Origin of the sequence: Pseudomonas sp. BNK-7 (assembly GCF_048072025.1) — a bacterium.
Taxonomy (GTDB): domain Bacteria; phylum Pseudomonadota; class Gammaproteobacteria; order Pseudomonadales; family Pseudomonadaceae; genus Aquipseudomonas; species Aquipseudomonas danubii.
On sequence record NZ_CP182252.1, the window covers coordinates 5,963,512 to 5,989,564 of the forward strand.

The following is a 26,053-nucleotide window of genomic DNA, read 5'->3' on the forward strand; positions in this document are numbered from 1 at the left end:
CCAGCACAGGCTGGCGAGCCTACTTCTCATAGTCGATCTGATTGATCCACCAGCAGGTTTCGCCAGCCGGCGTATGAACAATGGCCTCGTCGCCCACTTCCTTCTTCAGCAGCGCCCTGGCCATGGGCGAGTCGATGGAAATGTAGTCCTTGCGCAGATAGATCTCGTCGTATCCAACGATACGAAAGCGCTTGATCTCGGCAGCCTCGTTTTCCACTTCTACCCAGGCGCCAAAGAACACTCGCCCTTCCTGCTCTGGCGCGTAGGAAACCACCTTCATGTCTTCCAGACGCTTGCGTATGTAACGCACCCGGCGATCAATTTCCCGCAAGAGTTTTTTGTTGTACTGATAGTCCGCGTTCTCACTGCGGTCACCCAATGACGCGGCCCAAGTGACCTTCTGGGTAATATCCGGGCGCTTCTCCCGCCACAGATAATCCAACTCCTGCTTCAGAGCGTCGTAACCATCCTGTGTGATGAGCTTAGTACTCAATTGGCTTGTCACCTTCCAGCCTTGTACATGCTGTTCTGTTATTTGAATGAGCTAATGCACTCGGCCCGTCATGGGAGGGTTGTTACGCCCCCTTCTCCCAGCCAGTCAGCACTATCAGATTTGTCCGATTTAGATTTCAGAGAGGTCAGCCAATCATAGAGCCAAACAGCTGAGGCTTACGGCACAAGACACACCTTAAGTAACAGTGTTTGCACCCAGCCTGAGGCACAACTTGAAACCTACTTATCCAAAGCACCCGCCAATACTGACCAACACCTCTAAAAACAAAGGGAACGCACTAAATGGGCAACATCATTATCGTCGATGACCATCCTCTGATTCGACTGGCCATCAGGTCGGTGCTGGAACCCCACCATCACACCATCGTTGCCGAAGCCGACAACGGTGCGGACGCGGTGCAACTGGTGCGAAAGCACATGCCGGACCTGTTGATCCTCGACCTGGGTATTCCCAACCTGGACGGCTTTTCGGTCATCGCCCATATCAAGTCCGCGGACCTGCTTGTAAAAACCCTAGTTCTGACTTCCAGTGACTCGAAGAACTTCGCCCTGCGATGCCTGCAAGCGGGAGCCGCGGGATTTCTGTGCAAGACTGAAAACCTTCACGAGCTGGCCAATGCGGTTAAAGCCATTCTGTCCGGGTACAGCTACTTCCCGGAAGACACCATCAATATCCTGCAGCAAAACACCAATGCCGCCAGTCAGGAGAGCGTGTTGATCTCGCGCCTGACCGATCGCGAGATCACGGTGCTGAAGCTCCTGGCAAGCGGCCTCAACAACCAGCAGATTGCCGACGCTCTGTTGATCAGCCACAAGACCGTCAGTACCTACAAGGTTCGCTTGCTCAAGCGCTTCAACATTTCCAACCTCGTGGCGCTGGCCGATCTGGCAAAACGTAACGCCGTAGTTTGAACATTAACCCGTTGTCGCTTCACTCATGACCAGCAGTAACTGCAACCGGGACTATCCCAATCAGTGCTTGTTAGGTGGGGTCACAATCTGAATACGGCGCAGTTCAGCAACAAACTGTACAGCGCCGCCGAAACCTCTATGTAACTAGCGGCGAATGATCAGGCCTTGGCGAGCGACGCGGGTCAGTTGCTTGATGACTTCAGCAGCATCCGCTGCACTGGGGGCCGGAATGACCGCCAGATCAAAGCTATCGCTGGCAAAACGTGCCAGAGACTCGCCCTCTTCAACAAACTGAATCAAAAAGGCCGCCGGGCCCGGGGAACGCCGTGGCCAGCCGTCGAGGTAACGCAACAAGGTGGGTTGATGTTTGCCGCCAAGAAGGATTTTCGGGTTGCGCTGGGAAAGACTCGCCGTGATCGGCGCAAGACGTACAAGGGGGCGTGGTGCATTCATCGTATTGTGTCTCTGCCTCAAGTTTCTGCCGGGCAGGTGAGAGGCAACACCGAACCAGCGCTTTAGCGGTATTTCGAAGCCAGAATATCGCTTCTAACAGTGATCTTTCGACTCACTTGGCGCCCCGCAAGTAGCTGTTTAAATCGGCGCATGAGCAGCATCCTAGAGAAGCCAGCAGGTCAGTGTCAAGATTTCCCAACAACGAAAAAGGCCTGCATTGGCAGGCCTTGGAAATTTTCCTGGCAGTTGATCCAGAGCCGCCGAAGACCAACTTGACGGATGAATCGAGCTCGTCAAATCACTTGGTTATTGCTGCATCCACAGACAACTTGCCAGCACCTTCGAACAGGACCGCGACAGTACCGCCCAGCAGAGCCAGGGCGAACTCATAGCCGTTATTGGCCATGAACAAACCATTGCCGATATGCACCGAGAAGATCGCCACCAACAAGGTAAAGGACAAGCCCAGAGCTGCCGGACGCGCCAGCAAGCCAATGACCAGCGCCAAACCAGCGAAGAACTCGGTACCACCTGCCAACAACGCCATCAGATACCCAGGAGCCAGACCAATGCTTTCCATCCACTGAGCCGTTCCCGCCAGACCGCCTCCCCCGAACCAGCCAAAGAGTTTCTGCGAACCGTGGGCCGCAAAGATGATACCGACGAAGATCCGCAAGACGCTCAAGCCGTAACCGGCGCGAGTACTCAGTAGGTTTTTGATCAATGTGCTCATGCTCTGTAGTCCTGTGTATGGTGGGGAAGTTGGTCGCCATATTAATCAATTTTTATCATGCTAAAAGCGCAAAAAACCCAAGATAAAAATCAGTTTTTTCGATTATTTGCGAGACGCAACTTTTCGCTCCTGAGGCTCCAGAGAGCCTCGCTCACGGTCAAAGGCCAGATAGTATTTATTGACGCTATTAACATAGCTGACCGCGCCCATGCCCACCTGCTCCATGGCAATACGCTCAACCTGGAAAAACCATTGATTGGGATTCAGTCCACGGCGCCGGGCCTCGCTGCGCATTCCTTGTACCCGTTCCGGGCCCATGTTGTAGGCCGCCAGGACGAACGCCATGCGCTCGCGTTCGTTAAGCTTGGGGCTGGAGAAGAACTTACGGCGGATCATCGCCAGGTACTTGGCACCGGCCTGAACATTGTTGTCCAGAGACTGGATATTGTTGACCCCGACCCTTTGCGCCGCCGAAGGCGTGATCTGCATCAGCCCGGTTGGGCCACTGCCGCTCCTGGCGCTGGGCTGCAAGGCCGACTCCTTGAAAGCCAGGGCCGCCAGATTCAGCCAGTCCATACCCTGCTCCCCCGCATGCTTCTGCAACACCGGCCGCAGTTTTTCCAGGCGCTGTCGATCGGCCCGAGCCAGGGGGTAATGCACCTGGTATTGGCGACGATAGATGCGCAAGAAGGCTACATCCTGGTCCGCTGGAGTCTTATAGGTCTTGAGGAAACGATCGATACTTGCCCGCAACATCGAGGCATCGCGCCGGACAAACCAGTGCTCCTCTCCCGGCTCACTGATCTTCAATTGCCTGTCAAAACGCAACTTGGGCAGGATCTTGCTCCAACGCTCGGCAATCGGCTGCTCGACAATGGTCAGGTGGAAGATCCCGCCCTGGACCATTTCCAGCACATCTTCCACCGCCAGACTGGGGTCCACCCACTCGACCTTGATCGGCGCCAGCTTGTGCAACGCAAGTTTCTGATTGATCTGACTCACCGCATCCCCTGCGACGCTACCGGTGGTCAGGGTCAGAGTCTTGCCGGACAGCTGTTCGATACGCGTATAACGACGCTCGCCCTTGATCCCCACCAGCAGTAAGGGAACATTGCTGACGATCGGATCGCTGGAACTGACCGCATGCCCTGGCTGAGCCTCCAACAACTCACCGGGAGCCACCAGATCCCCTTCTCCTCGCTGCAAGGCCCCAAGCAGTTGATCCTTGGCTTTGGGAATGATCTTGAGGCTGATTTCCTGACCGTCACGGGCATGGCCGTTGAGATACTGCTCGAACGAGCGCAGACGATGGTACTCGACGCCAATGGCCTGGCCCTGGACTTCACCGGAACTATTGCGGCTCTGGTTGACCAGTACCCGCAGAACCCGACTGCTGCGGATCTCCGCCAGGTCGCGGACCTTTCCCGCAGCCTGGGTTTCCGACGGCCCCGCCAAGCGCGCCATGGCCGGCAATGGCAGTAGCAACGTCAGGCACAGCGCGAGCAATATCGAGGGTCGGGTCATCCGTTCTCCGCAAAGAATACTGTTCAACCCTTCGTCGTTTTTTGAAGAATTGATCGACAGAAACAGAGCGCCATGAGCACTGGCAAGGTGCGAAAGACAAACGCAATGACAGTAAAAAGCCTGAGCACTACGTTCTTCCGGCAACAAAAGACAGCGTTAACTCGTTGTAGTTCTTGGTTTTTCTTATAAATCTACAGCTCTGATATGCTTTCCGGCCGCAGGCGGAGATAGCACCATGCAACTCATCGATATCGGCGTCAACCTGACCAATCCCTGTTTTGCCGAAAAACACCAAGCCGTTCTCGATCGTGCTTATGAGGCTGGGATCTGCCAATTGGTCCTGACCGGAACCAGCGTCGAAGGTAGCGAACAGGCCCTGGAACTGTGCCAGCAACTGGACAGCAACGGGCAGCGACTGTTCGCCACCGCGGGCCTGCACCCTCACGCTGCCAGCGACTGGAATGCCGACAGCTCGCGGCGTTTGCGCGCATTGCTCAGCGAGCCACGGGTACGTGCAGTGGGCGAATGCGGACTGGACTTCAATCGCGACTTCTCCCCCCGCCCACAACAGGAAAAAGTCCTGGAAGAACACTTGTCCCTGGCGGCCGAGCTGCAACTGCCGGTGTTCCTCCACGAGCGCGACGCCAATCAGCGTCTGCTGGATATCCTGCGGGACTTTCGTGACCGTTTGCCAGCAGCCGTGGTGCATTGTTTCACCGGTGAACAACGGGCGCTGTTCAGTTACCTTGATCTTGACCTGCACATCGGCATCACCGGCTGGATCTGCGACGAACGCCGGGGCACCCACCTGCACCCACTGGTACGCAACATTCCCCGCGGGCGTCTGATGCTGGAAAGCGATGCTCCCTATCTGCTGCCGCGCAGTCTGCGACCAAAACCGAAGAGCGGCCGTAACGAACCGGCCTATCTGACCGAGGTCTTGAGGGAAGTGGCACAGCACCGGGAAGAGACCCCGAAAGACCTGGCCAACCACAGCACCGCCTGCTCCAGAGCTTTCTTCCGCTTGCCAGAGATTGCTTGACTCATATCAAGATTTTTCCGAGATCATGACGGCACAATAATGGCACCTTGCCAATACTGTTCCGCTCAATCAGAGAAAACCTTCTATGGGTGCCTGGCTTAGCAATATCTCGTTGAAATACAAATTCTGGGCGGTCAATGCGGTCGCCTTTGTCACCACCTTGCTATTGGTGCTGTACGCCGTGCAACTGGAGCAGCAGGCACGTAGCCAGACCGCCCAGGCCGCCGCCCATAGCCAGGCCCTGCTGCTCAATGCCTGGCCTGCAGGACAGCCCCTGCCCACCGATGAACACCTACTGACTTTCTCCCAGGGACAGACGCCCAGTTTCAACGACCAGGCGTTGCCCGAGCTGAACGGCGCGAACGGCTGGATCGAGATCAACCACATGCCGCTGTTCGGTACCAACCCGTTGCTGGGCGCCGAAGTCGTCCATCGCGCCGACGGCCAGCAGGTTGCAGTCCTGGCCCGCGCTCCAAGCCTGGCCCAGGTCTTCAGTGACCGCTTCACCAACTATGCAGCGGCCGTATTCATCCTGATGTTCGCCATGCTCTGCGCCTCGCAGTTGCTGATTCGCTTTCTCCTTAGCCAACTCAATACCCTCAAGGACGTCATGCTGCATGTTGAGAAGACCGGTGATCTGTCTGCCCGCGTACCGCTCTCCTGTAAGGACGAGGTGGGCCAGATGGCCAGCGCGTTCAACGCCATGCAGGCCGGCTACCAACGGGTGGTGAATACCGTGGCCAATACCGCTCGCCAATTGGATCAGGGCGCCGCGCGCCTAGCCTCAAGCATGAATGATGTACGCCACGGCATGCTCGGCCAGCAGAGCGAAACCGATCAGGCCGCCACCGCCATCAACGAAATGTCCGCCACCGTCTACCACATTGCCCAGCATGCAGGTGCCACTCGTGACCTGTCGCAAACTGCCGACACCCTGGCCGGCACTGGCCATGAAGTGGTCGGCCGAGTGCAGAAATCCATCGCTGGACTGTCCAGTGGCGTGCAACAAACTGCCGAGATGATTCAGAAACTCGCCGAGGACAGCCAGAAAATCAACGGCGTGGTCAACGTCATCCACAGCATCGCCGAGCAAACCAATCTGCTGGCGCTCAACGCCGCCATTGAGGCCGCACGGGCCGGCGAAATGGGTCGCGGCTTTGCCGTGGTGGCAGATGAAGTACGCAACCTGGCTAAACGCGTACAGGCCTCGACCGACGAAATCACCGGCATGGTGTCCGCCCTGCAAGCCGGTACCCGCGATGCAGTGGACTTCATGCAGGAAAGCTCGTTCAAAGCCGACGACTGCGTGCAACAGGCACAGGAAGCCGGGACGGCACTGGCGGAAATCACCGGCGCGGTGGCACAGATGCGCGAAAGCAACACTCAGATCGCCGTCGCCGCGGAACAGCAGAGCCAGGTGGCCGAAGAAATGAATAGAGCGGTGGTCAGCATTCGCGATGTTACCGAAAACACCGTGCAACAGACCGTTGCTTCCGCCACGACCAGCAGTGAACTGGCGACCCTGGCCGGCGAATTGAGCAAGGCCATCGGCCAGTTGAAGCTCTGATCCGCCAGCATGAGCCGCTACCCCGCAGCAGCCACCTGCCCTCACCCCACTGGCTATCGAACCGATAGCCAGCCTTGATTCGCCGCCAAACCGACTGCGCCCTATTCTTAGTCCATGAGTTTTCAAGCACTAAGGATGATCATCATGGGCAAACGTCACCCCAACCTCCCCGCCTGGCAATGGCGCGTCTACCCGCACAGCCACCAGCATCCGACCAACCTGGTTTTGCACCTGATCGCCGTCCCGCTGTTCATTGTCGGTTTTCTGCTGATTGCTTCGGGAGTGTTCTCCCTGAGTTTCCTGAGCCTGGCCATTGGCGTGCTCGGAGTGCTGGCTGCCCTCGGTTTGCAGCGTCACGGCCATAGCCTGGAGGCACAAGCCGGCGAACCATTCAGCGATCGCAAAGATGCAGTGCAACGCCTGCTGATGGAGCAGTTCGTGACCTTTCCACGCTTTGTCCTCAGCGGTGCCTGGTGGCGCGCCTGGCGGCAACGCCACCGTCACTGACGGATCAGGCGAAGATGGTTACCGTCTGCCGACTCAGGGCAATCAGTTGCCCCTCAGGACTCCACAACGCGGCGGCAGCGTGCCCGTAGCCATCACGGGCATGCTCGATTTCCACCCGGTACTTGCACCAGTCCAGGGTGCTGATTGACAACAACGGCTGGACGAATTCGATGGTCCAGGTCAGGGTGCTGCCCGCCGCTGGCTTGTTCAAATGCGGCAACAGGGCCGGCGGCCAGGCATCCACCAGCGCCAGGATATGCGCCTCGGTCACCGGCTCCTCTTTGACATCCCCCCGCAGGCGCACCCAGCCCCCCATGTCCCGGGAACGGTTGCCAGTGAAGGGCATGCCGCCGATGCTCCAGCGCATTGCCAAATGACGCATGAATTCCGGCGTCACGCCCTTGATGTAGGGCAGTTCCTGGCACTCCTCCCAATGCTTCATCTCAGGCGCCGGAAGTGCGCCGACACTGACCACAGACTCGCGGGAAGCGCCAAAGCTGCCCTGCACCAGGGTCACCACTTGGCCGTCCTGCATGACGCGTCCCAGCACCTGGCTGACAGCCTTGCCTTCGCGCAGCACATCCACTTCAAAACTGACCGGTACATCCGGTGACACTGGGCCGACAAAGGTGACCGCCAAGGAACGTACCGGCCGGTCCAGCGGGACCTTGGCCCGCATCGCTTCGTACTGCAAGGCAACCACCAGGCCACCAAAACTGGCACGCCCCTGAGCCCACTCGGGCGGAATGGTCAACGCCTGGGGCTGGCCGCGTACGGCCTCAAGCAAATCGTAAAAACGCATGAAAACCTCGAGGGGCAAAAAATAGACTCAAGGATCTTAACCAGCGTCGCAGAGCCGCACAGCCACTATTCTGGCCAAAGCAGCGGACAGATAAGCCGCACAACGGTAGTCAGTTCCTGAAGCAATCGCCATGAAGCTTGTCCAGTACCTGGTCGGCGCGGGCCTGGGACTTGTGCATGGTTTTACGCCAGGTGGCGACACAGGGCAGCAAGTCCATCTGCTGTTCGGCCTGAGCCAGCCATTGCCAGCAATCATGCCAATCCCCCAATGCCCCCTGGGCTGCCTTGAGGCGTTTCATGGCTTGGGGTGGCAAACGATCCAGTTCGGGGTATGCATCGGCGGCGTAGCGCACACGCTTGATCAACAGTCGCAGGCGATGCCGGTCGTGGGCGGGATCACGCAACGCCTCACCCAGGGCTTTCCACTGCTTGGACAAGCGTTTTTCAATCTTTCCTCGTAAACCACGCAGCAGACCCTGACGTTCGGAGGCCCGTAGAAACCGCGGAAACGCATCCAGTACCAGAAACAACTGCGCCAACGGCGGCCCGGCGGCGATCGCCGAATACTCCCCTTGCAACTGAGCGGTACGACGCTCGGCGGCAGCATGCAGGCCATGCTGATACAGATAAGCGGCCAACACTTCGCGGTCACGAATCGGCGTCGTCAGCTGTCCCACGTCACTGGCTGCAGCCTCCAACTGCTCGACACCAGGCAAACCGCGCAATGGACGCAACAAGCTGCGCAAGCGGCGCACAGTGATACGCAAGTCATGCAGTGCCTCGGCATCAGTGGCGGCAGCCAGCCGCGCCTGACAAGCCAGCAAGCTCACTTCCAGGCTCAGGATCTGAACCACCAATCGATCAACCAAGGCAGACATCAGGCTTTCCCCAATACGGCTCACAAGCCCGATGTGGGCTTATCCGACTCAAGAATGACACCCCAGGCCCAAGAACGGCGTTGCGCCATATCATTGGGGTCCAGGGTGGAGATTCACCGCTTCAGCGTAGCGGCTGGCGCGGCTCAGCGCCCGGCGCGGGACTCACGAATATAGAAGCGCGCCTTCTCGGCTTTCTTGGTGCACCCTTCAAAGGCTTCGAATTGCTGCTGAGTCTTGGCCCCCGTCAGCAACGACAAGGCCTTTGAATAACTCACAGTGCCGGCGAAACCTTCAGCCTTGGCCAGGTCCAGCTCGCGCCAGGCGGCGTCCAGCTGAGTGCCACAGCTGTCGCGGTAGGCGGTCTTGCCTGCGCAACCGGTCAGTACCAATGCCATCAGGGGCAAGCAGATCCAGGCTTTCATCAATGACACCTCAAGAAAAGAAAACAGTCGTACAGGGTAAGACGATGGCCGCGTAAAAAAGTGCCTGACGCAACCCTTGGAAAATATAGCCGCAGGAGCATAGCCGCGCGGCCCGAGCCCCCCAAGGAAAAAACACCGGACAGGTCCGGCCTTACATCAGCAATTGAACCCCAGGCCGCTATGGGTGCATTGTTGCAACCTGTTTGGCGAAGGGACGAATCATGAACAAACGTGTCGCATTGGTCCTCGGCTCGGGAGGCGCTCGCGGGTACGCCCATATCGGGGTCATCGAGGAGATCGAAAGACGCGGGTATGACATCGCCTGCATCGCCGGTTGCTCCATGGGCGCCGTGGTGGGCGGCATCTATGCCGCAGGCAAGCTCGCCGAGTATCGGGAGTGGATCGAAAGCCTGGATTACCTTGATGTACTGCGCCTGGTGGACGTGAGTTTCCGCCTGGGGGCGATTCGCGGGGAGAAAGTCTTCGGCCAGATCCGCAAGATCGTCGGTGAAGTGAATATCGAAGAGCTGCGCATTCCCTACACCGCGGTAGCCACTGACCTGACCAACCAACAGGAAATCTGGTTCCAGGAAGGCTGCCTGCATCAAGCCATGCGCGCGTCCGCAGCCATCCCAAGCCTGTTCACCCCGGTGATGCAGGGTAACCGCATGCTGGTGGACGGCGGTCTGCTCAACCCGCTGCCGATCGTGCCAGTGGTCTCCAGCCACTGCGACCTGATCATCGCGGTCAACCTCAACTCCACCAACCAGCGCCATTATCAGTTACCGGTGATCCAGCGCCCCCCGGCGTTCAAAAGCCGCTTTGACAGCCTGATCAACTCCCTGGGCTCGCACCTGCCGTTCCGGCGTAAACAGGCCGAACAACTATTGCTGCTGGAACAGGAGGCCTTCAAGAGCCAAGCCGCCGAGATCAATCCCTGGGTCGAAGGTGCCGAACCGGAATCCCAGCAACCGGCTGCTGCGCCTGAAACCGACGGCGCGCCCAAGTCCGCCAGCGGTTCGTTCATCATCGACAACGTCGGTCCGGCCTCGCTACTGGACCTGGTGAACCAGAGCTTCGAGGTCATGCAGACGTCCCTGGCCCAATACAAGATCGCCGGCTATCCACCGGACATATTGATCAACGTGCCCAAGCGTGTGTGCCGGTTCTTCGAGTTCTACAAGGCCCCGGAACTGATCGCCCTGGGTCGTGAAATCGCCAGCGATACCCTGGACCGCTACGAACAGGAACAATAGCAAGCCCCGACATTCCAGCCCTCTAAGGCTCAGGGCTCGCTCCCCAAGAGACGGTAGCCAACCCCCGCTTCGGTGACGATGAACCGTGGTTGGGTCGGATCATCCGCCAGTTTCTGGCGTAAATGCCCGACCACGATCCGCAGGTAATGACTGTCCTCGGTGTGGGTCGGCCCCCAGATGTCCTTGAGCAGCTGCTGTTGGGTGATCACCCGACCGGGGTGTCGTGCCAGTTGCGCCAGCACAGCGTACTCCTTGCGCGTCAGGGCCACTTCCTGGCCATCGAGCAGTACCCGACGGTAGGCCAGGTCCACCGTCAGCGGCCCAACTTGCAACGCCGCTTCCTGCACCTCCCCCACCGGCGCCTGGCGCAACAGGGCGCGGATGCGTGCCAGGAACTCCTGGATGCCGAAAGGCTTGGTCACGTAATCGTTGGCGCCACCGTCCAGGGCTTCGACCTTCTGCACCTCGCTGGCACGCACCGAAAGCACCAGCACGGGCACCGTCGACCACTCACGAAACTCGCGCAGTACCTGCTGGCCATCCATGTCCGGAAGCCCCAGGTCGAGCACCAGCAGATCCGGCTTGTTCAGTGCCGCCTGGGCCAGGCCCTCGGTACCGGTACCGGCTTCAATCACTTTGTATCCTTGGGACGCCAAGCTGATGCGCAGGAACTTGCGGATCTGCGGCTCGTCGTCGATGACCAGGATGGTCGCGGTCTGGCTCATGGGTTCAATTCAAGACAAATAAGAGGCAAAAGAGTAGCGCAAGGCTGCTCCGGTAATCCCGGTAGCGCTTGCGTTACGAGGTATGACTGCGTTCTACAGGTATTCACAGATCCTGCTCAAGCTCCGGCTGGGTTTGCAATGGCAAGTGCAAGGTGATGCAGGTGCCATGGCCGTCAATGCCATCGGCGACACTGATATGCCCGCCGTGGGCACCAACCATGCCCTGGCAAATCGCCAGGCCCAGCCCCGTTCCCTGCCCTCCCCGATCGCCACGGGCAGCGGTATAGAACATGTCGAAGATCTTCGCCCGCTCCTCTTCGGGAATCCCCGGGCCCTCATCGCTGACGGCAAAGCTCAATTCATGCTCATCGGCACTGACCTTGAGTTGCAGGCGACCCTGGTTTGGCGAAAAGCGTGCGGCGTTCTCCAGGACATTGACCAGTGCCTGCTCGATCAGGGCGGCATGCACATGGAGCAACGGCAGGTCCGGTGGCAATTCGGTGCTCACCTGCAGCGGCGCCAGCACCGCACGCAGGCGGTTCAGGGCGCTGCCGACTATGTCCCCAGGCGCGACCCAGTCGCGAGCCAGTTTCAACGCACCATGGCCGAGCCGGGTCATGTCCAAGAGGTTCTGGATGTAGCGATCCAGGCGCTCGGCCTCATCCCGCGTGCCTTCCAGGAGTTCACGCCGGTCTTCCAGGGGAATCGCCTCTCCCAGCGCCAACAGGCTGTCGATGCTGCCGCGCATCGAAGTCAGCGGTGTGCGCAGATCGTGGGACACAGAGGCCAGCAAGGCACTGCGTAACTGTTCGGTTTCACCGTGCAGTCGCGCCGCCTCCAAATCCTCCGCCAAACGCGCCCGAGCCAGCGCCTGGGCCAGGGGCTGGCTGAGGGCGGTGAGCAGGCGGCGACGCTGGCCACTGAACTCTTCGCCTTCCCTGGGACAGACACCCAACAACCCCAAGGGGCCGTCATCCACCGATAATGGCCACCACCACCAACGCCCGAAGGGCAAGGTCCCGGTCCCCAGCCCCGCAGGCTGATCGTGCTGCCAGGCCCAATCGGCCGCCGCACGCTCAGCCTCGGAGAACTGCGGCGAGCCACCGGTTTCGACTTTCCAGCCCCCCTGCCCGTCGCGATTGAGCAGGCAGATACGCAACTCATCACGCCCATGCAGGTGCTGGGCTGCGGCACTGATCACCGCTTGCCGGTCAGTGGCAGCGGTGAGCTTGCGTGACAGGTCCAACAGTTCACCGGTTTCCTCCTGGGTCTCGCGCAGGGCCTGCAACTGCCGCCGCTGGCGCGCCGCCAGGTTGCCGGTGAGCGCAGCCATGAGCAGGAAAAACAGCAGAGTCAGCACATCCTCTTCACGCTGGATGGCAAAAGAGAAACTCGGCGGGATAAACAGGAAGTCATAGCTCAAGAACGACAGCGCCGCGCAAGCCAGGGCCGGCCCCAGGCTGCTGCGCACGGCCACCAGCAACACTGCGGCAAGAAACACCAGGGAAATGTTCGGCAACGGCAGCACACTGGCCACCCCCCAGGCCAGGGCACTGGCCAACACGGTCGCCAACAGCGCCAGGGCATAGTCGAACCACAACAGCGAATGCTTGGCTCGCAAACCCGGCTGATGGGGTTGTGGCTCGCTGTCCAGGACATTGATTTCCAGGCCATCGGCATTACGCAAGAGGCGCGCCGCCAGGCCACCACCAAACCAGCGCCGACGCCAGCGGCGGCTGGATTGCCCCACCAGCAACAGACTGGCGCGGCGTTCGCTGGCGTGCTGGATCAGGGTCTTGGCCACCTCGCCAGCCCGCAGCAGAACCACCTCCCCGCCCAGGCGCTCAGCCAATTGCTGCGCCGCCTGCAAGCGCAGGCGCGACTGCTCGTCCCGCAGCCGGCCGTTGTCCACATGCACCAGGCTCCAGGGCAAATGCCGACGCTGGGCCACACGACTGGCATGGCGCACCAGACGCTCGGCCTGGGCATCGCCATCAATGCCCACCAGCAAACGCCCACGCACCGCCGGAGCCGCCTGCCCCAACTGGCGATAGCCCAGGGCCAGGTCGTTATCCACCTGGGCCGCAGCAGTCTGCATCGCCAACTCCCGCAGCGCGGTGAGGTTGGTCTGGGTGAAAAAGGCATCGATGGCCGCCCGCGCCTGCTCCGGTACATAGACCTTGCCGTCCCGCAGGCGCTCCAGGAGCTCCCGCGGCGGCAGGTCCACCAGCAGCAATTCATAGGCTTCCTGCAGCACCCAGTCGGGCAGCGTCTCGCGGACCTGGACCCCAGTAATGCCGCGCACCTGATCGTTAAGGCTCTCCAGGTGCTGGACGTTGACCGTGGTGAACACGTCGATACCCGCCGCCAGCAGCTCCTGGATATCCTGCCAACGCTTGGCATGCCGGCTGCCCGGCGCATTGCTGTGGGCCAGTTCGTCCACCAGCACCAGCTTGGGCCGGGCCTTCAACAGACCATCCAGGTCCATCTCTTCGAGCACCACCCCACGGTACTCCGAGCGCACCAGGGGCTGCTGCGGCAAGCCGCTCAGCAGCGCTTCGGTCTCGGCACGACCATGGGTTTCCACTACCCCGGCGAGCACCTTGACCCCTTGGCGCATTTGCGTGTGGGCGGCCTGAAGCATGGCGTAGGTCTTGCCGACTCCAGGAGCGGCGCCAAGAAAGACCTTGAGCCGACCGCGGCCATCCCGGGGCAGATCAGCAAGCAGCGCGTCGGCGCGGCCGGAATCACTCATGGGTTATCTCTCTGCAACAAAACAATCGGTTCAATCCGCACGCTAGACGCTGTCACCCGCACGAACGGCAGCGCTTACAGATTCTCCAGGGCCTGGTTCAGGGCCAGTACATTGACCACCGGCGGCCCCACCAGCGGCCGCTCGATATGTGCCTGCACCAGCGCCTGTAGCTTAGCCGCCGGCAGATTGCGCGCCGCCGCGACCCGCGCTAGTTGATAGTCAATCGCCTCGGGTGGCAAGTGCGGATCGAGGCCGCTGCCGGAGGTGGTCAGCAAGGCCAGCGGCACTGGCCCTTGACCTGGCACCTGGAGCTTTTGGGCATCGTCGATCACCCGCGTGGCCAGGGCCGGGTTGCTCGGCGCCAAGTTGCTGGCACCACTGGACACCGTGGCAAAGGCTCCTGCCGATGGGCGTGGATGAAACCAGGCATCACCGACAAAATCCTGGGCAATCAGGGTCGAACCACGCACCTTGCCCTGGGCATCACGCACCAGGCTGCCATTGGCCTGATCCGGGAACGCCACCTGGGCCACACCGGTCACCACCAGTGGATAGGCCACGCCGGTAATCACAGTCATCAACACAATCAGGCTCAAGGCCGGACGCAATACGCTAGTCATTTCTCAATCCTCGATTCATTCAATGCCGCAGGCGAGTTACACCAGGTGCAAGGCGGTCAGCAGCATGTCGATCAGCTTGATCCCGACAAAGGGCACCACGATCCCACCCACACCGTAGATCAGCAGGTTGCGCCGCAGCAGGTGGGCGGCACTGGCGGCCTGGACCCTGACCCCGCGCAACGCCAGAGGGATCAGCACCACGATGATCAGGGCGTTGAATACGATCGCCGAGAGAATCGCGCTCTGCGGGCTGGTCAGGTGCATGATGTTGAGCACGCCCAGCTGTGGATAAATCGCTGCGAACAGCGCCGGCAGAATGGCGAAGTACTTGGCGACATCGTTGGCGATGGAAAAGGTGGTCAGGGCGCCACGGGTCACCAGCAGCTCCTTGCCGATCTGCACCACGTCCAGCAGCTTGGTCGGATCACTGTCCAGGTCGACCATGTTGGCCGCCTCGCGAGCCGCCTGAGTGCCGTCGTTCATCGCCATGCCGACATCGGCCTGGGCCAGCGCCGGGGCGTCGTTGGCACCGTCGCCGCACATCGCCACCAGGCGTCCGTCGTTCTGCTCGTGACGGATGCGCGCCAGTTTCTTTTCCGGCGTGGCTTCGGCCAGTACGTCGTCGACCCCGGCTTCAGCGGCGATGGCGGCAGCGGTCAGCGGGTTGTCGCCGGTCACCATGACAGTGCGAATCCCCAGCTTGCGCAACTCGGCGAAACGCTCGCGGATACCCGGCTTGACCACATCCTTGAGGTGAATGGCCCCAAGCATCCGGCCTTCGCCGCACACCAGCAGTGGAGTACCACCGCTCTGGGCGATCTTGTCGATTTCCCGGGACAGGGCCGGCGCCAGGTCGCTGCGTTTGAGGCCAACAAAGTTCAGCACCGAATCCACCGCCCCCTTGCGATAGATCCGGCCCTGGTAATCGACGCCGGACAGGCGGGTTTCCGCACTGAATGGCACGGCGGTCAAGACTTCAGGAGCCGGTTCAGGTTGTGGATAAAGCTCCCGCAAGTACTCGACGATGGATTTGCCTTCGGCAGTGTCATCCGCCAGTGAAGCCAGCAATGCTGCTTCGGCCAGCTCACGAGCGTTCACGCCGGGAGCCGGATGAATGGCGCTGCAACGACGGTTGCCGAAGGTGATGGTGCCGGTCTTGTCCAGCAACAACACATGCACATCCCCCGCGGCCTCCACCGCACGCCCGGATTTGGCGATCACATTGAGGCGTACCAGACGATCCATCCCGGCAATGCCGATGGCCGACAGCAGGCCGCCGATGGTGGTGGGAATCAGGGTCACCAATAACGCCACCAGGAACACCAGCGGCAGGCTGCCATTGGCAAAGTGGGCGAAGGGCTGCAGGGTCACCACCACCAGCAGGAAGATCAGGGTCAGGCCGATCAGCAGGATATCCAGGGCCACTTCGTTGGGCGTCTTCTGCCGCTTGGCACCTTCCACCAGGGCGATCATGCGATCCAGGGTCGACTCGCCGGGATTGCTGGTGATGCGCACCAGCAGCCAGTCGGAAACCAGCCGGGTGTTGCCGGTCACCGCTGAGCGATCGCCACCGGACTCGCGGATCACTGGCGCCGACTCACCGGTGATCGCCGCCTCATTGACCGCGGCAATGCCCTCGATCACCTCGCCGTCCCCCGGGATCATTTCCCCGGCTTCAACCCGCACCACATCGCCTTTGCGCAGGTTGATCGCCGGCACCACCTGATAGGTGCCCTCGCTGGTGCGACGGCGAGCACTCAAGCCTTCGCTGCCGGCCTTGAGGCTGTCGGCCCGGGCCTTGCCACGGCCCTCTGCCAGAGCTTCGGCAAAGTTGGCGAAAAGCACGGTAAACCACAGCCAGAGGGCTATCTGTGCCGCGACGAACGTCGATACCGAGGTATCCGGCACGAAACACAGCACAGTGGTCAGGATTGCCGTCAACTCCACCACCAACATCACCGGCGAACGTTGCAACTGGCGAGGGTCGAGCTTGACGAAGGCCTGAATCAGCGCCGGGCGCCACAGAGCAGAGATCGCGGTACTCGAAGATTCGGCCTGGGTGCGCTTGGCCTTGGCGGCCGAGTCAACAGCCTTGTTCGAGGCAGGAACATGCATATTCATCATCAGGTCCTCAGAAGCCCATGCTCAAGTGTTCAGCGATTGGGCCCAACGCCAGGGTCGGCAGGAAAGTCAGGCCGCCCACCAGCAAAATGGTCACGGTCAACAAGGCCACGAACAACGGGCCGTGAGTGGGAAAGCTGTTCTGGCCGATGGGGGCGGGCTTCTTCAGCCCCAGGCTGCCAGCCAGGGCCAGCACCGGCAGGATGTAGCCGAAACGTCCAATCAGCATGCCCAGGCCCAGCATCAGGTTATGGAAGGGGGTGTTGGCACTGAAGCCACCGAAGGCCGAGCCGTTGTTGGCGCTGGCTGAGGTGTAGGCATACAGCAACTGGCTGAAACCGTGAGGCCCTGGATTGCTGATGGCTCCGGCCGGACCAGGCAGGCTGGCGGCCAGGGCACCGAGGACGAGGACGCCAATGGGCATGACCATCAGGGTCACTACCAGCAATTGCACTTCCTTGGCCTGAAGCTTCTTGCCCAGGTATTCCGGGGTGCGACCGATCATCAACCCGGCAAGAAATACCGCGATCAGTACGTTCAACAGCATGCCGTAGAGACCCGCGCCGACACCGCCGAAGATCACCTCCCCCACCATCATGTTGATCAGCGCCACCATGCCGCTCAGAGGATTCAGGCTGTCATGCATGCCGTTCACCGAGCCATTGGACGCGGCCGTAGTGGTCACCGACCAGAGCACCGTGGCAGTGGTGCCCAAGCGCGCTTCCTTGCCTTCCAGAGGTGCCGCCTGCTCCACCGCAGCATTCTGCAACGCCGGATTGGGTTGATACTCCGCCCACAGCGAGGTGGCACCGCCAATCAGGAACAGGGCAAACATGCAGGCAATGATCGCGCGGCTCTGGCGCAGATCCTTGACGTAGTGGCCGAAAGTGAACACCAGGGCCACGGGAATCAAGATGATCGACACCAGCTCGAACAGGTTGCTCCAGGCACTGGGGTTCTCGAACGGGTGAGCCGAGTTGACACCGAAGAAGCCACCACCATTGGTGCCCAACTGTTTGATGGCGATCTGGCTCGCCGCCGGGCCCAGCGGAATCACCTGGTCGTTACCTTGCAGGGTCAGGGCATCCACGTAGTGGGCAAAGGTCTGGGGCACGCCCTGCCAGACCAGGAACAACGCCAGCAGCAGACTCAGCGGCAGCAAGCCATAGAGAGTCGCGCGGGTCATGTCGACCCAGAAGTTGCCCAGGGTGCGCACCGAACGCCGGCCAATGCCGCGGCACAAGGCAACCAGCACCGTCAGCCCGGTAGCAGCGCTGACAAAGTTCTGCACGGTCAGGCCGACCATCTGGCTGAGGTAGCTCAGGGAGGCCTCACCACTGTAGGACTGCCAGTTGGTATTGGTCATGAAACTGACGGCGGTGTTGAACGCCTGGGTCCATTCCTGTCCCGGAAGATTCTGCGGGTTGAGTGGCAGATACCCCTGGAACAGCAGGATGGCAAACAGCAGGACAAACCCCGCCAGGTTGAAGGCCAACAAGGCCAGGGTGTATTTCTGCCAACTCTGCTCGTCTTGTGGGTCGACCCCGGAAATCCGGTAGCACGCACGCTCCACCGGCCCCAGGACCGGGGTCAGCCAGGTGCGCTGGCCTTCCATGACCTTGTAGTAGAAACGTCCCAGCCAGGGCGCGGGCAGCAGCACCAGGGCAAAGAAGGCGAGGAGCAGCCAATAGTCATAACTGTGCATAACCGCAGCTCCTAGTTCCGATCCGCGCGCAGCAGCGCAACCAGTAGATAAACGAACAGGCCCACTGCCAGCAGCAATGACACCGCGTCCAGAATGTTCATGGAATGTCTCCGAGGTACGGCGATTGCCGCGAATGCAGCCATTGTCCGCAGGGTGCCTGTAAAGGAACGAGATCGACGGGGTGGGAGGCCCATAAAGAAAGCGTAAAGAATGGCTTTATGCGGCGTTTACCTGGGCAGTTGGAAGACGACAGCGGCTGCCCCCATGCTCCCCCTGCCCCAATCGAAGGCACCGGGATGCACCAGACTGATATCGATCGACGACAAAAACCTGGAAAACATCCTCGATACGACCGCTTTCCTGGCTTTACGACGGTCGCCACGAGACTGGCATGGGCGCTGCACAGGCCAGTCCCGAGCACTTCCAACCGTTCAGGGAGCAACTGATGAACACACAACTCAAGCCCACTCTGGGCACGCTGCATTTATGGGGTATCGCGGTCGGTCTGGTGATTTCCGGGGAATACTTCGGCTGGAGCTATGGCTGGGGCGTGGCCGGAACCCTTGGTTTCCTCGTGACCTCTTTACTGGTCGCCACCATGTATACCTGCTTTATATTCAGTTTCACCGAGCTGACCACGGCCATTCCCCATGCAGGAGGCCCCTTTGCCTACAGCCGACGCGCCTTTGGTGAGAAAGGCGGCTTGATTGCCGGGTTGGCCACTTTGATCGAATTCGTCTTTGCGCCACCGGCGATTGCCCTGGCCATTGGCGCCTACCTGAATGTGCAGTTTCCGGCGCTGGACCCCAAGCATGCCGCCGTGGGGGCCTACCTCGTCTTCATGGGCCTGAACATCCTCGGGGTAAAACTGGCAGCTACCTTCGAACTGGTGGTGTGCGTACTGGCGGTGGCAGAGCTACTGGTATTCATGGGCGTGGTAGCACCGGCCTTCAGCTTCAGCAATTTCGCCCTCAACGGCTGGGCCGGAGCCGACACCTTCGGAGCCCCTGCGATTGCCGGGATGTTCGCCGCCATCCCCTTCGCCATCTGGTTCTTCCTGGCCATCGAGGGTGCGGCCATGGCCGCCGAAGAAGCCAAGGACCCCAAACGCACCATTCCCAAGGCCTACATCAGCGGCATTCTGACCCTGGTACTGCTGGCCATGGGGGTGATGTTCTTCGCTGGCGGAGTGGGTGACTGGCGCACCCTGGCCAATATCAACGACCCGTTGCCCCAGGCGATGAAAGCCGTGGTGGGCGACAGTTCCGGCTGGCTGCACATGCTGGTGTGGATCGGCCTGTTTGGCCTCGTGGCCAGCTTCCACGGGATTATCCTCGGCTATTCGCGGCAGTTCTTTGCCCTGGCCCGCGCCGGCTATCTGCCAGCATCCCTGGCCAGGCTGTCACGTTTCCAGACGCCACACCGGGCGATCATCGCCGGCGGCCTGATCGGTATCGCCGCGATCTACAGCGATGGCCTGATCAACCTGGGCGGCATGACCCTGACCGCCGCAATGATCACCATGGCGGTATTCGGCGCCATCGTGATGTACATCATGAGCATGCTCAGCCTGTTCAAACTGCGCCGGACCGAACCGGACCTGCCACGCAGCTTCCGCGCCCCGGGCTACCCGCTGGTACCCGCCATCGCACTGGCACTGGCGCTGGTGTGCCTGGTGGCCATGGCCTGGTTCAACGCGCTGATTGGCCTGATCTTCCTCGGCTTCATGGTGCTGGGTTTCATTTACTTTCAGCTCACCGCACAACTGCGGGCCGATGCCCCGGCGGATGCCATGCTCACCGGTCTGTAAGCATCGGGCACTACTGGCCAGAACAATCAGGCATACAATGGAACCAGTGCGAAACGCTTTAACTCAAAGCATTACAGGCAGTCCCGAGGGCGAACCTTCGTCCTCGGGAAACTGCCGTTCAAGGAGAGCCCTATGCCCTGGTATGCCTGGTTGATTCTGGTGGTTGCTATCGGTTCGATCGTCGGCGGCTTGATGATGCTGCGCGACACCGCCCACAAGGTGGAACTGACTGATGAGCAACGTAAACGCGTAGCCGAACGCAACGCGGAAATGGATGCCAAAGAAGCGCAGGATCGTTAATCCCGTCAGCCCCTTCGTCCTGCATTGAAGGGACTGCTCAAGGCCCTACTTTTCCCATTCGGCCTTGGCGATGCACAAGCCGTGCTGGCCTTTGTAGGCCGCCCGCTCCGGCTGGCTCCAGCCTTCAAGCAGTGACTCTTCGAGACGATAGATCTCCACTCCCAGTGGCCGGCAAACACTCAAGGGGTCCTGAGCCTCGGGGCCCCACATCGGCAAGGACAGATCGCCCCCCGGGCAGGTCGACAGTGCACACAGCAGGTCGATTTCAGCAAAAAACTCCAGATAGTCGCCCTTTTGCGCCGGACAGGCCTTCATGAAATACATGTCGTCATGATTAAGGCCGGTGCACTGAAAGATATTCAATACGTCATGCACGTCGAATTCGGTGAGGCCATGGGGCAGAACCGCCCGTGTCAGATTGGAGTGACAGTGATGATGAAAATCCTCGCCTGTGAGCATTCGGTTCACATAGGGATCGCAACGGGTACCCAATAAATCGTGCAGGCGCCCGCCATGCTCGTCGATACCATAATTCGCCAGGCTGTCATCGGTGATCGTGACCAGCGGCCGCAAGAAAGGCAGGTTCGACCAGAGCCGGTCATGGGTGCTGACATGGGCTCCCTGCAACTGCCGGGTACGTGCGGCCCATAGGCGTTCTCGCGGGTCATTGGCATTCCAGACGTTGAAGTCTCCCACTTGCGGGCCTACGGGTGTGGTCACTCGAAACACATGACCGGCGGGCACCTTCCAGGCCCGGCCCGTACGAATCGGCACCTCGAACTGCTCGATCAGCGTACGTTGTGCCCGGTTATCACGGATACGTTCATAAAAGGTCGTATCCACCTGCAGCGCCGAGCCTTTGCTGACCTGATAAGCCGCTGGATAGTCTTTGTACATGGGTATCGCCCTCACTCAGTGACGCAAGGATTGACTGAACATGTTCAGCAGTAGGCGCTCGGAGTCGTCCAGATATGCCTCCATTGCCTCGCCGGCGCGGGCTTTGTCACCCTCCACCAGCCATTGGTGAATCTGCCGGTCACGAACCAGCCAGGGCGCCTGGAACAACGCTTCATCCGGCGCGGCGCAAAACACCAGACGCAATTGCGCGACTACATTGGTGAAAAATTCATCGAACAAGGAAGAATCCAGTAGCCTTACCACCTGCTGATGAAAGCGCAAACCATGAGTCCCGACAGCACGCCAGTCCTCGCGATCTCGGGCCAATTGGGCCGCCTCGATGGCGTCGAGCATACGATCAGCCTGGCACTCGCTCAGCGGCTTTGCACTGGCGATCGCCTGCAACTCCAGAGTCCGACGTACTCGGAACAGATCCTTTACCTCATCGCTGCTCAGGCGTCTGACCACCACGCCTTTATAACGGACATAGTGGGTCAACCCCTCCTGGCCCAAGCCGTGCAACGCTTCACGTATGGTGTTGCGCGAAGCGTTGTAGGTGTTGACCAGCTCGCTCTCTACCAACGGCATGCCAGGCAACAGGCGACCACCGATAATGTCGGCACGCAGTTCCACCCTGATCTGGTCCGCAAGGGATAAACCGTTGCTCATGGCAACACCTCGAGATTGTTCAACAATTCGTGATCAAACTTTAATCACTTATCGTGCCAATTCCTGAGGGTCCTGCAAACACTCGCCCTACCTGTCGGAACGCTGTAAATACGCAAAACACCCACTGATAAGTAGGGGCGTGATCTGATGATCCTTGGTTAAAATAGCGCTCTAGTTGTGGAGGTTTCTCAAATGCGTTATTCAGCAGACCATAAAGCCCAGACACATCAACGCATTATCAAAGAAGCTTCGGAACGTTTTCGTCGTGATGGAATAGGGGGAACGGGATTACAACCACTGATGAAGGCACTGGGCCTGACCCATGGCGGTTTCTACTCCCACTTCAAGTCCAAGGATGAGCTGGTAGAAGAAGCCCTTTGCGCAGCTGCCCAAGACCTGGACGCCCACTGCGCAACTCTGTTCGCACAAGAACAGCCCTTGCAGGCGTTTATCGACAACTACCTTTCCGAGTGGCATCGCAGCTCACCCCATCAAGGTTGCCCACTACCAACCATGAGCTCGGAACTCGGCCAGCGCGGCCAACCCAGCCCCACCACCGATGCAGTGCTCAATGCCAGACTTGCCCAAGTGGAAGCGACTCTGGAAGGTGAAAATAAGGCGCAACGCAGCCTGATGATCATGTCGACCCTGGTGGGAGCGTTGATGCTCTCGCGCAGCGTGGAAAGTCCTGAACTGGCGGTACAGATACTGGAAGTCGTCAGTGAGGGCCTGAAGAAACAGGAGCAGGAATAATACAACCCGCTCCATGGGCCGCCTTAATTGGAACGCGCGGCGGCACTGTTCCTGGAAAGATTGGGCCCCAAGGCTAGGCGCGCGGCGACCAGTGCTTGCCAGTCCGCCGGAGCGGGAAACGAAGGTAGCGTGATCAACTCTCTCTGGTCGAAACCACTCAATGCCGCGTCCACCATCTCAGTCGCCTCAATCACCATCTCTAGGGGGATGGCCTTAGCCTCCAAGCCTGAACGCTCCCAGATCTCGGTACAAGTAACGCCAGGCAAGCTCCCCTGAGCCTGAACGTCATTGCCTTTCAACTCAGCCGGCAGTGACTGAGTCAGGCTTAGCACGTAAGCCTTGGCGGCACTGTAAGTCGCATTGAAACGCTCCGGGATTAACGCGACCACTGAGACAATTTTGATGATCGCCCTGCGCCCGACCGCGAAAAAACTCGTCGCGGCCGCTCCTGACAATCTTGAAAGTAATGGACGCCTCCGATTGGAACATCCGGAGAGCGAAAAATATTACATGCACAATACTCTTGCAGCACCATGAAAAAATTGCCTGTTGATTGAGATTCATGGCTAGGCACCAAACCCGCCCGAAATACAGAAGGCCGGTCACTGACCGACCTTCGATTGCTACTTGATCAAGTCAGTTGACGACGAGCTTGTCTCGATTGCGCTCCAGGATAGTCTTGCCGATACCCTTGACCTCAAGCAGTTCATCCACCGAAGCAAAGGGACCATTCTCTTCACGATAAGCGACAATCGCCTTGGCCTTGGCCTCGCCAATTCCAAATAGCTCGCGCTGCAGGACAGCCATATCGGCGGTATTGAGGTTGATTTTGCTGACTTGAGGCGTTGCCTGCTCCACTGCCTCAGGAGCAACAGTCTGCGCCTTGACAGCAGGCGCTGCTTGAGCTGCAAGCGAAAGGCTGGCTAGAACGGCAAAGATCAGCGAGGAGAGATAAGAGTTACGCATAGTGACGCTCCATGACATCGAGTAAGGAAAACAGCTTTTCCGAAGCTGCCTTCCAAACCTAGGTGATGCCGCAGGCAAGTCAAAAGCAGGAGGGTTACCGGTTGTGTAGATTCAAGGTTTGAGACGCCGCTGTTGATAAACCCAGTCGACGATTTCACCGTCCGGGGTATAACCACTCACCGTCTCACGAAGCAGTTGTCGAACTCTTGCATAATCATCTAACTCAAGCGCTGCAAGGAGTTCGCTGAGCTTGGCCTTAAGCACATCCCAAGACAGATGATCCTCATTGGCGCTCATGATCATTGGGTGTTGAGTCGCCACTACGTTGTCGCCAATCAGCAACTCTTCGTAAAGCTTTTCACCAGGACGAAGGCCGGTAAACTCGATAGCGATATCGCCATGAGGATTTTTTTCCGAGCGTATGCTCAGCCCGGAGAGATGAATCATCTTTTCCGCCAACTCGACGATTTTCACCGGCTCACCCATATCCAGCACAAAAACATCACCGCCCTGCCCCATCGATCCAGCCTGGATAACCAGCTGAGCAGCTTCCGGAATAGTCATGAAATAGCGCGTAATCTTCGGATGAGTGACCGTCAGCGGACCACCTGATTTGATCTGTTTGCGAAACAGTGGAATGACTGAGCCTGAAGAGCCCAATACATTACCGAAACGCACCATGGTGAAACGGGTTTTATTTACCCTTGAAATATTTGAAGAGTCATTGAATAACACTGGCGCGACTTCTTTGCTCAACGCCTGCAGAGTAAGTTCCGCCAAACGCTTGGTACTGCCCATTACGTTAGTTGGGCGAACAGCCTTATCAGTAGAAATCAGTACAAAATTAGCCACACCGGATTGCAAAGCGGCCTGCGCCGTGTTGAGCGTACCCATCACATTATTAAGTACACCTTCAGCAATATTATGCTCAACCATCGGTACATGCTTATAAGCAGCAGCATGATAAACCGTCTCGACACTCCAGGTTTTCATGACAGATAACAGCTTTTCGTAATTACGCACGGAGCCTAGAATAGGGAGCAATTTTACAATACGAGCCTCCCGCGACACACGCAGTTCAAGCTCAGACAAAATACTGTAGAGATTGAACTCGCTATGATCGAGCAGAATCAGAGCAGTGGGGCCCAAGGACAAAATCTGTCGGCAAAGCTCAGATCCAATAGATCCGCCGGCACCTGTCACCAGAATAGTTTTCCCTTTTATACAGTGCGCCAACAAATCGCCTTGAGCAGGTACAGAGTCACGCCCAAGCAAGTCCGCAATGTCCACTTCTTGAATGTCATCAACCTTCACTCGCCCACTGGCCAAATCCATAAAGCCAGGAACACTTCGAACATGAAGGGGAAAGTCCTCAAGAAAACCAAGAATCTCTCTACGACGACTACGAGTAGATGAGGGAATCGCTAGAAGTATTTCTTCTGCTCCCGTTTCGTCTATCATCTGTTGCAAGTGCTTGGGCTTGTATACCTGCAAACCAGCAATCATCCGATCGGCAATACTGTCGTCATCATCGATAAATGCAACTGGACGCATGAAACGTCCCAATCGTAGCGCTGCAACTAGCTGATTACCTGCCGAACCAGCGCCATAGATAGCTACCTTGGGTAAACCATCATCCCGGTTGGTGAATGGTACGTGCTGTGCGGTCGTGAACCAATCACCGAGAAAATATTGGCGCATAGCCAATCTTAAACCACCAATCATCACTAGACTCAACCACCAGTAGTTGAACACGATTGAACGTGGAACCACGACCTGGTGATTGCTATAAAGATAAACAACCAATGAAAGAATCAAAGCAGATAAAGTTACCGCCTTTACAATCGTAATAAGAGCATCATTACCAAAGTAACGCATGACGGCCCGATACATTCCAAACCGAACAAATAGAGGAATAGCAATTATCGGTGCACTTATGAACAGCCAAAGATGAAGAAAAAAAAGGTTATCTAACTCTTCAAACCCCAGCCTAACAACGAAAGCCATCCACAACGCAGCCCACACCAGAAAAACGTCAACAACCACCTGGAGCACACGTTTTTTTCTACGAGAACGACTCAATAAAAATGACCGTATCTTTTCCATATCTTAACTTCACCTCAA

General features: G+C 58.8%; 25 protein-coding genes and 1 pseudogene. 8 read left to right on the forward strand and 18 right to left on the reverse strand.

Annotation, left to right across the window (positions count from 1 at the left end; genetic code table 11):
• Nucleotides 1-19: 19 nt before the first annotated feature.
• Complete coding sequence (greB, locus tag ACMGF8_RS26750; RefSeq protein WP_102860884.1) at nucleotides 20-493, reverse strand: transcription elongation factor GreB; 474 nt, start codon at nucleotides 491-493, stop codon at nucleotides 20-22.
• A 302-nt stretch (nucleotides 494-795) separates the two neighbouring features.
• On the opposite strand from greB, the gene ACMGF8_RS26755 reads away from it, so the two are divergent.
• Nucleotides 796-1,425 (forward strand): response regulator transcription factor, encoded by a 630-nt coding sequence (locus tag ACMGF8_RS26755; RefSeq protein ID WP_102860883.1) that lies wholly within the window; start codon nucleotides 796-798, stop codon nucleotides 1,423-1,425.
• Between the two features lie 144 nt (nucleotides 1,426-1,569).
• On the opposite strand, the gene ACMGF8_RS26760 is transcribed toward ACMGF8_RS26755, so the two are convergent.
• The 3 genes from ACMGF8_RS26760 to ACMGF8_RS26770 form a co-directional block, all read right to left on the reverse strand.
• A complete protein-coding gene (locus tag ACMGF8_RS26760) occupies nucleotides 1,570-1,878 on the reverse strand; it encodes a hypothetical protein (protein WP_102860882.1) in 309 nt (102 codons plus the stop codon).
• Between the two features lie 298 nt (nucleotides 1,879-2,176).
• Entirely contained in the window at nucleotides 2,177-2,611 is a 435-nt protein-coding gene (locus tag ACMGF8_RS26765) for a DoxX family protein (RefSeq protein WP_102860881.1), read from the reverse strand.
• A gap of 102 nt (nucleotides 2,612-2,713) precedes the next feature.
• Complete coding sequence (locus tag ACMGF8_RS26770; RefSeq protein WP_416757824.1) at nucleotides 2,714-4,135, reverse strand: transglycosylase SLT domain-containing protein; 1,422 nt, start codon at nucleotides 4,133-4,135, stop codon at nucleotides 2,714-2,716.
• A gap of 235 nt (nucleotides 4,136-4,370) precedes the next feature.
• Between ACMGF8_RS26770 and ACMGF8_RS26775 the strand changes: the two genes are divergently transcribed.
• From ACMGF8_RS26775 to ACMGF8_RS26785, 3 genes are all read left to right on the forward strand, one after another.
• Nucleotides 4,371-5,177, forward strand: coding sequence for a TatD family hydrolase (locus ACMGF8_RS26775; RefSeq protein ID WP_102860879.1), 807 nt, complete (start codon nucleotides 4,371-4,373; stop codon nucleotides 5,175-5,177).
• An 85-nt stretch (nucleotides 5,178-5,262) separates the two neighbouring features.
• Nucleotides 5,263-6,744, forward strand: a complete 1,482-nt coding sequence (locus ACMGF8_RS26780; protein WP_416757826.1) for a methyl-accepting chemotaxis protein — start codon at nucleotides 5,263-5,265, stop codon at nucleotides 6,742-6,744.
• A gap of 144 nt (nucleotides 6,745-6,888) precedes the next feature.
• The gene (locus ACMGF8_RS26785) at nucleotides 6,889-7,251 is read left to right on the forward strand and encodes a terminase (protein WP_102861005.1); all 363 of its coding nucleotides are present in this window, start codon (nucleotides 6,889-6,891) and stop codon (nucleotides 7,249-7,251) included.
• Nucleotides 7,252-7,255: 4 nt separating this feature from the next.
• Here the strand turns inward: ACMGF8_RS26785 and ACMGF8_RS26790 are convergent, their stop codons facing one another.
• The 3 genes from ACMGF8_RS26790 to ACMGF8_RS26800 all read right to left on the reverse strand — a co-directional run bounded on the left by ACMGF8_RS26790 (nucleotide 7,256) and on the right by ACMGF8_RS26800 (nucleotide 9,352).
• On the reverse strand, nucleotides 7,256-8,053 hold the full coding sequence (locus tag ACMGF8_RS26790) for an acyl-CoA thioesterase (protein WP_102860877.1): 798 nt from the start codon (nucleotides 8,051-8,053) through the stop codon (nucleotides 7,256-7,258).
• A gap of 109 nt (nucleotides 8,054-8,162) precedes the next feature.
• A complete protein-coding gene (locus ACMGF8_RS26795; RefSeq protein ID WP_102860876.1) occupies nucleotides 8,163-8,930 on the reverse strand; it encodes a CHAD domain-containing protein in 768 nt (255 codons plus the stop codon).
• Nucleotides 8,931-9,073: 143 nt separating this feature from the next.
• Nucleotides 9,074-9,352: a hypothetical protein gene (locus ACMGF8_RS26800; protein ID WP_102860875.1), complete on the reverse strand. Its 279-nt coding sequence runs from the start codon at nucleotides 9,350-9,352 to the stop codon at nucleotides 9,074-9,076.
• 221 nt (nucleotides 9,353-9,573) lie between these two features.
• On the opposite strand from ACMGF8_RS26800, the gene ACMGF8_RS26805 reads away from it, so the two are divergent.
• On the forward strand, nucleotides 9,574-10,608 hold the full coding sequence (locus ACMGF8_RS26805; protein ID WP_102880454.1) for a patatin-like phospholipase family protein: 1,035 nt from the start codon (nucleotides 9,574-9,576) through the stop codon (nucleotides 10,606-10,608).
• 29 nt (nucleotides 10,609-10,637) lie between these two features.
• Here the strand turns inward: ACMGF8_RS26805 and ACMGF8_RS26810 are convergent, their stop codons facing one another.
• From ACMGF8_RS26810 to kdpF, 6 genes are all read right to left on the reverse strand, one after another.
• A complete protein-coding gene (locus ACMGF8_RS26810) occupies nucleotides 10,638-11,333 on the reverse strand; it encodes a response regulator (protein ID WP_102860873.1) in 696 nt (231 codons plus the stop codon).
• A gap of 103 nt (nucleotides 11,334-11,436) precedes the next feature.
• On the reverse strand, nucleotides 11,437-14,088 hold the full coding sequence (locus ACMGF8_RS26815) for a sensor histidine kinase (RefSeq protein WP_102860872.1): 2,652 nt from the start codon (nucleotides 14,086-14,088) through the stop codon (nucleotides 11,437-11,439).
• A gap of 74 nt (nucleotides 14,089-14,162) precedes the next feature.
• On the reverse strand, nucleotides 14,163-14,708 hold the full coding sequence (gene kdpC, locus ACMGF8_RS26820; protein WP_102860871.1) for a potassium-transporting ATPase subunit KdpC: 546 nt from the start codon (nucleotides 14,706-14,708) through the stop codon (nucleotides 14,163-14,165).
• A gap of 36 nt (nucleotides 14,709-14,744) precedes the next feature.
• Nucleotides 14,745-16,829 (reverse strand): potassium-transporting ATPase subunit KdpB, encoded by a 2,085-nt coding sequence (gene kdpB, locus ACMGF8_RS26825; RefSeq protein WP_102880457.1) that lies wholly within the window; start codon nucleotides 16,827-16,829, stop codon nucleotides 14,745-14,747.
• 10 nt (nucleotides 16,830-16,839) lie between these two features.
• On the reverse strand, nucleotides 16,840-18,534 hold the full coding sequence (kdpA, locus tag ACMGF8_RS26830; RefSeq protein WP_115580644.1) for a potassium-transporting ATPase subunit KdpA: 1,695 nt from the start codon (nucleotides 18,532-18,534) through the stop codon (nucleotides 16,840-16,842).
• 11 nt (nucleotides 18,535-18,545) lie between these two features.
• On the reverse strand, nucleotides 18,546-18,635 hold the full coding sequence (kdpF, locus tag ACMGF8_RS26835; RefSeq protein ID WP_016964080.1) for a K(+)-transporting ATPase subunit F: 90 nt from the start codon (nucleotides 18,633-18,635) through the stop codon (nucleotides 18,546-18,548).
• Between the two features lie 344 nt (nucleotides 18,636-18,979).
• On the opposite strand from kdpF, the gene eat reads away from it, so the two are divergent.
• Together eat and ACMGF8_RS26845 are read left to right on the forward strand one after the other, a co-directional pair.
• On the forward strand, nucleotides 18,980-20,344 hold the full coding sequence (gene eat / locus ACMGF8_RS26840) for an ethanolamine permease (protein WP_110594591.1): 1,365 nt from the start codon (nucleotides 18,980-18,982) through the stop codon (nucleotides 20,342-20,344).
• Nucleotides 20,345-20,476: 132 nt separating this feature from the next.
• Nucleotides 20,477-20,644, forward strand: a complete 168-nt coding sequence (locus tag ACMGF8_RS26845) for a DUF2897 family protein (RefSeq protein ID WP_020796133.1) — start codon at nucleotides 20,477-20,479, stop codon at nucleotides 20,642-20,644.
• A 45-nt stretch (nucleotides 20,645-20,689) separates the two neighbouring features.
• Here ACMGF8_RS26845 and ACMGF8_RS26850 read toward each other — a convergent pair whose 3' ends face one another.
• Complete coding sequence (locus ACMGF8_RS26850) at nucleotides 20,690-21,541, reverse strand: urea carboxylase-associated family protein (RefSeq protein ID WP_416757834.1); 852 nt, start codon at nucleotides 21,539-21,541, stop codon at nucleotides 20,690-20,692.
• 15 nt (nucleotides 21,542-21,556) lie between these two features.
• Entirely contained in the window at nucleotides 21,557-22,210 is a 654-nt protein-coding gene (locus tag ACMGF8_RS26855; protein WP_102860867.1) for a GntR family transcriptional regulator, read from the reverse strand.
• Nucleotides 22,211-22,402: 192 nt separating this feature from the next.
• On the opposite strand from ACMGF8_RS26855, the gene ACMGF8_RS26860 reads away from it, so the two are divergent.
• Nucleotides 22,403-22,963 (forward strand): TetR/AcrR family transcriptional regulator, encoded by a 561-nt coding sequence (locus ACMGF8_RS26860; RefSeq protein ID WP_102860866.1) that lies wholly within the window; start codon nucleotides 22,403-22,405, stop codon nucleotides 22,961-22,963.
• 23 nt (nucleotides 22,964-22,986) lie between these two features.
• Here ACMGF8_RS26860 and ACMGF8_RS26865 read toward each other — a convergent pair.
• From ACMGF8_RS26865 to ACMGF8_RS26875, 3 genes and pseudogenes are all read right to left on the reverse strand, one after another.
• Nucleotides 22,987-23,427 (reverse strand): annotated as a pseudogene (locus tag ACMGF8_RS26865) (SDR family NAD(P)-dependent oxidoreductase); the annotation flags it as partial.
• A gap of 172 nt (nucleotides 23,428-23,599) precedes the next feature.
• Nucleotides 23,600-23,929, reverse strand: coding sequence for a ComEA family DNA-binding protein (locus ACMGF8_RS26870; protein WP_102860865.1), 330 nt, complete (start codon nucleotides 23,927-23,929; stop codon nucleotides 23,600-23,602).
• 111 nt (nucleotides 23,930-24,040) lie between these two features.
• Entirely contained in the window at nucleotides 24,041-26,035 is a 1,995-nt protein-coding gene (locus tag ACMGF8_RS26875) for a polysaccharide biosynthesis protein (protein WP_102860864.1), read from the reverse strand.
• Nucleotides 26,036-26,053 lie beyond the last annotated feature (18 nt).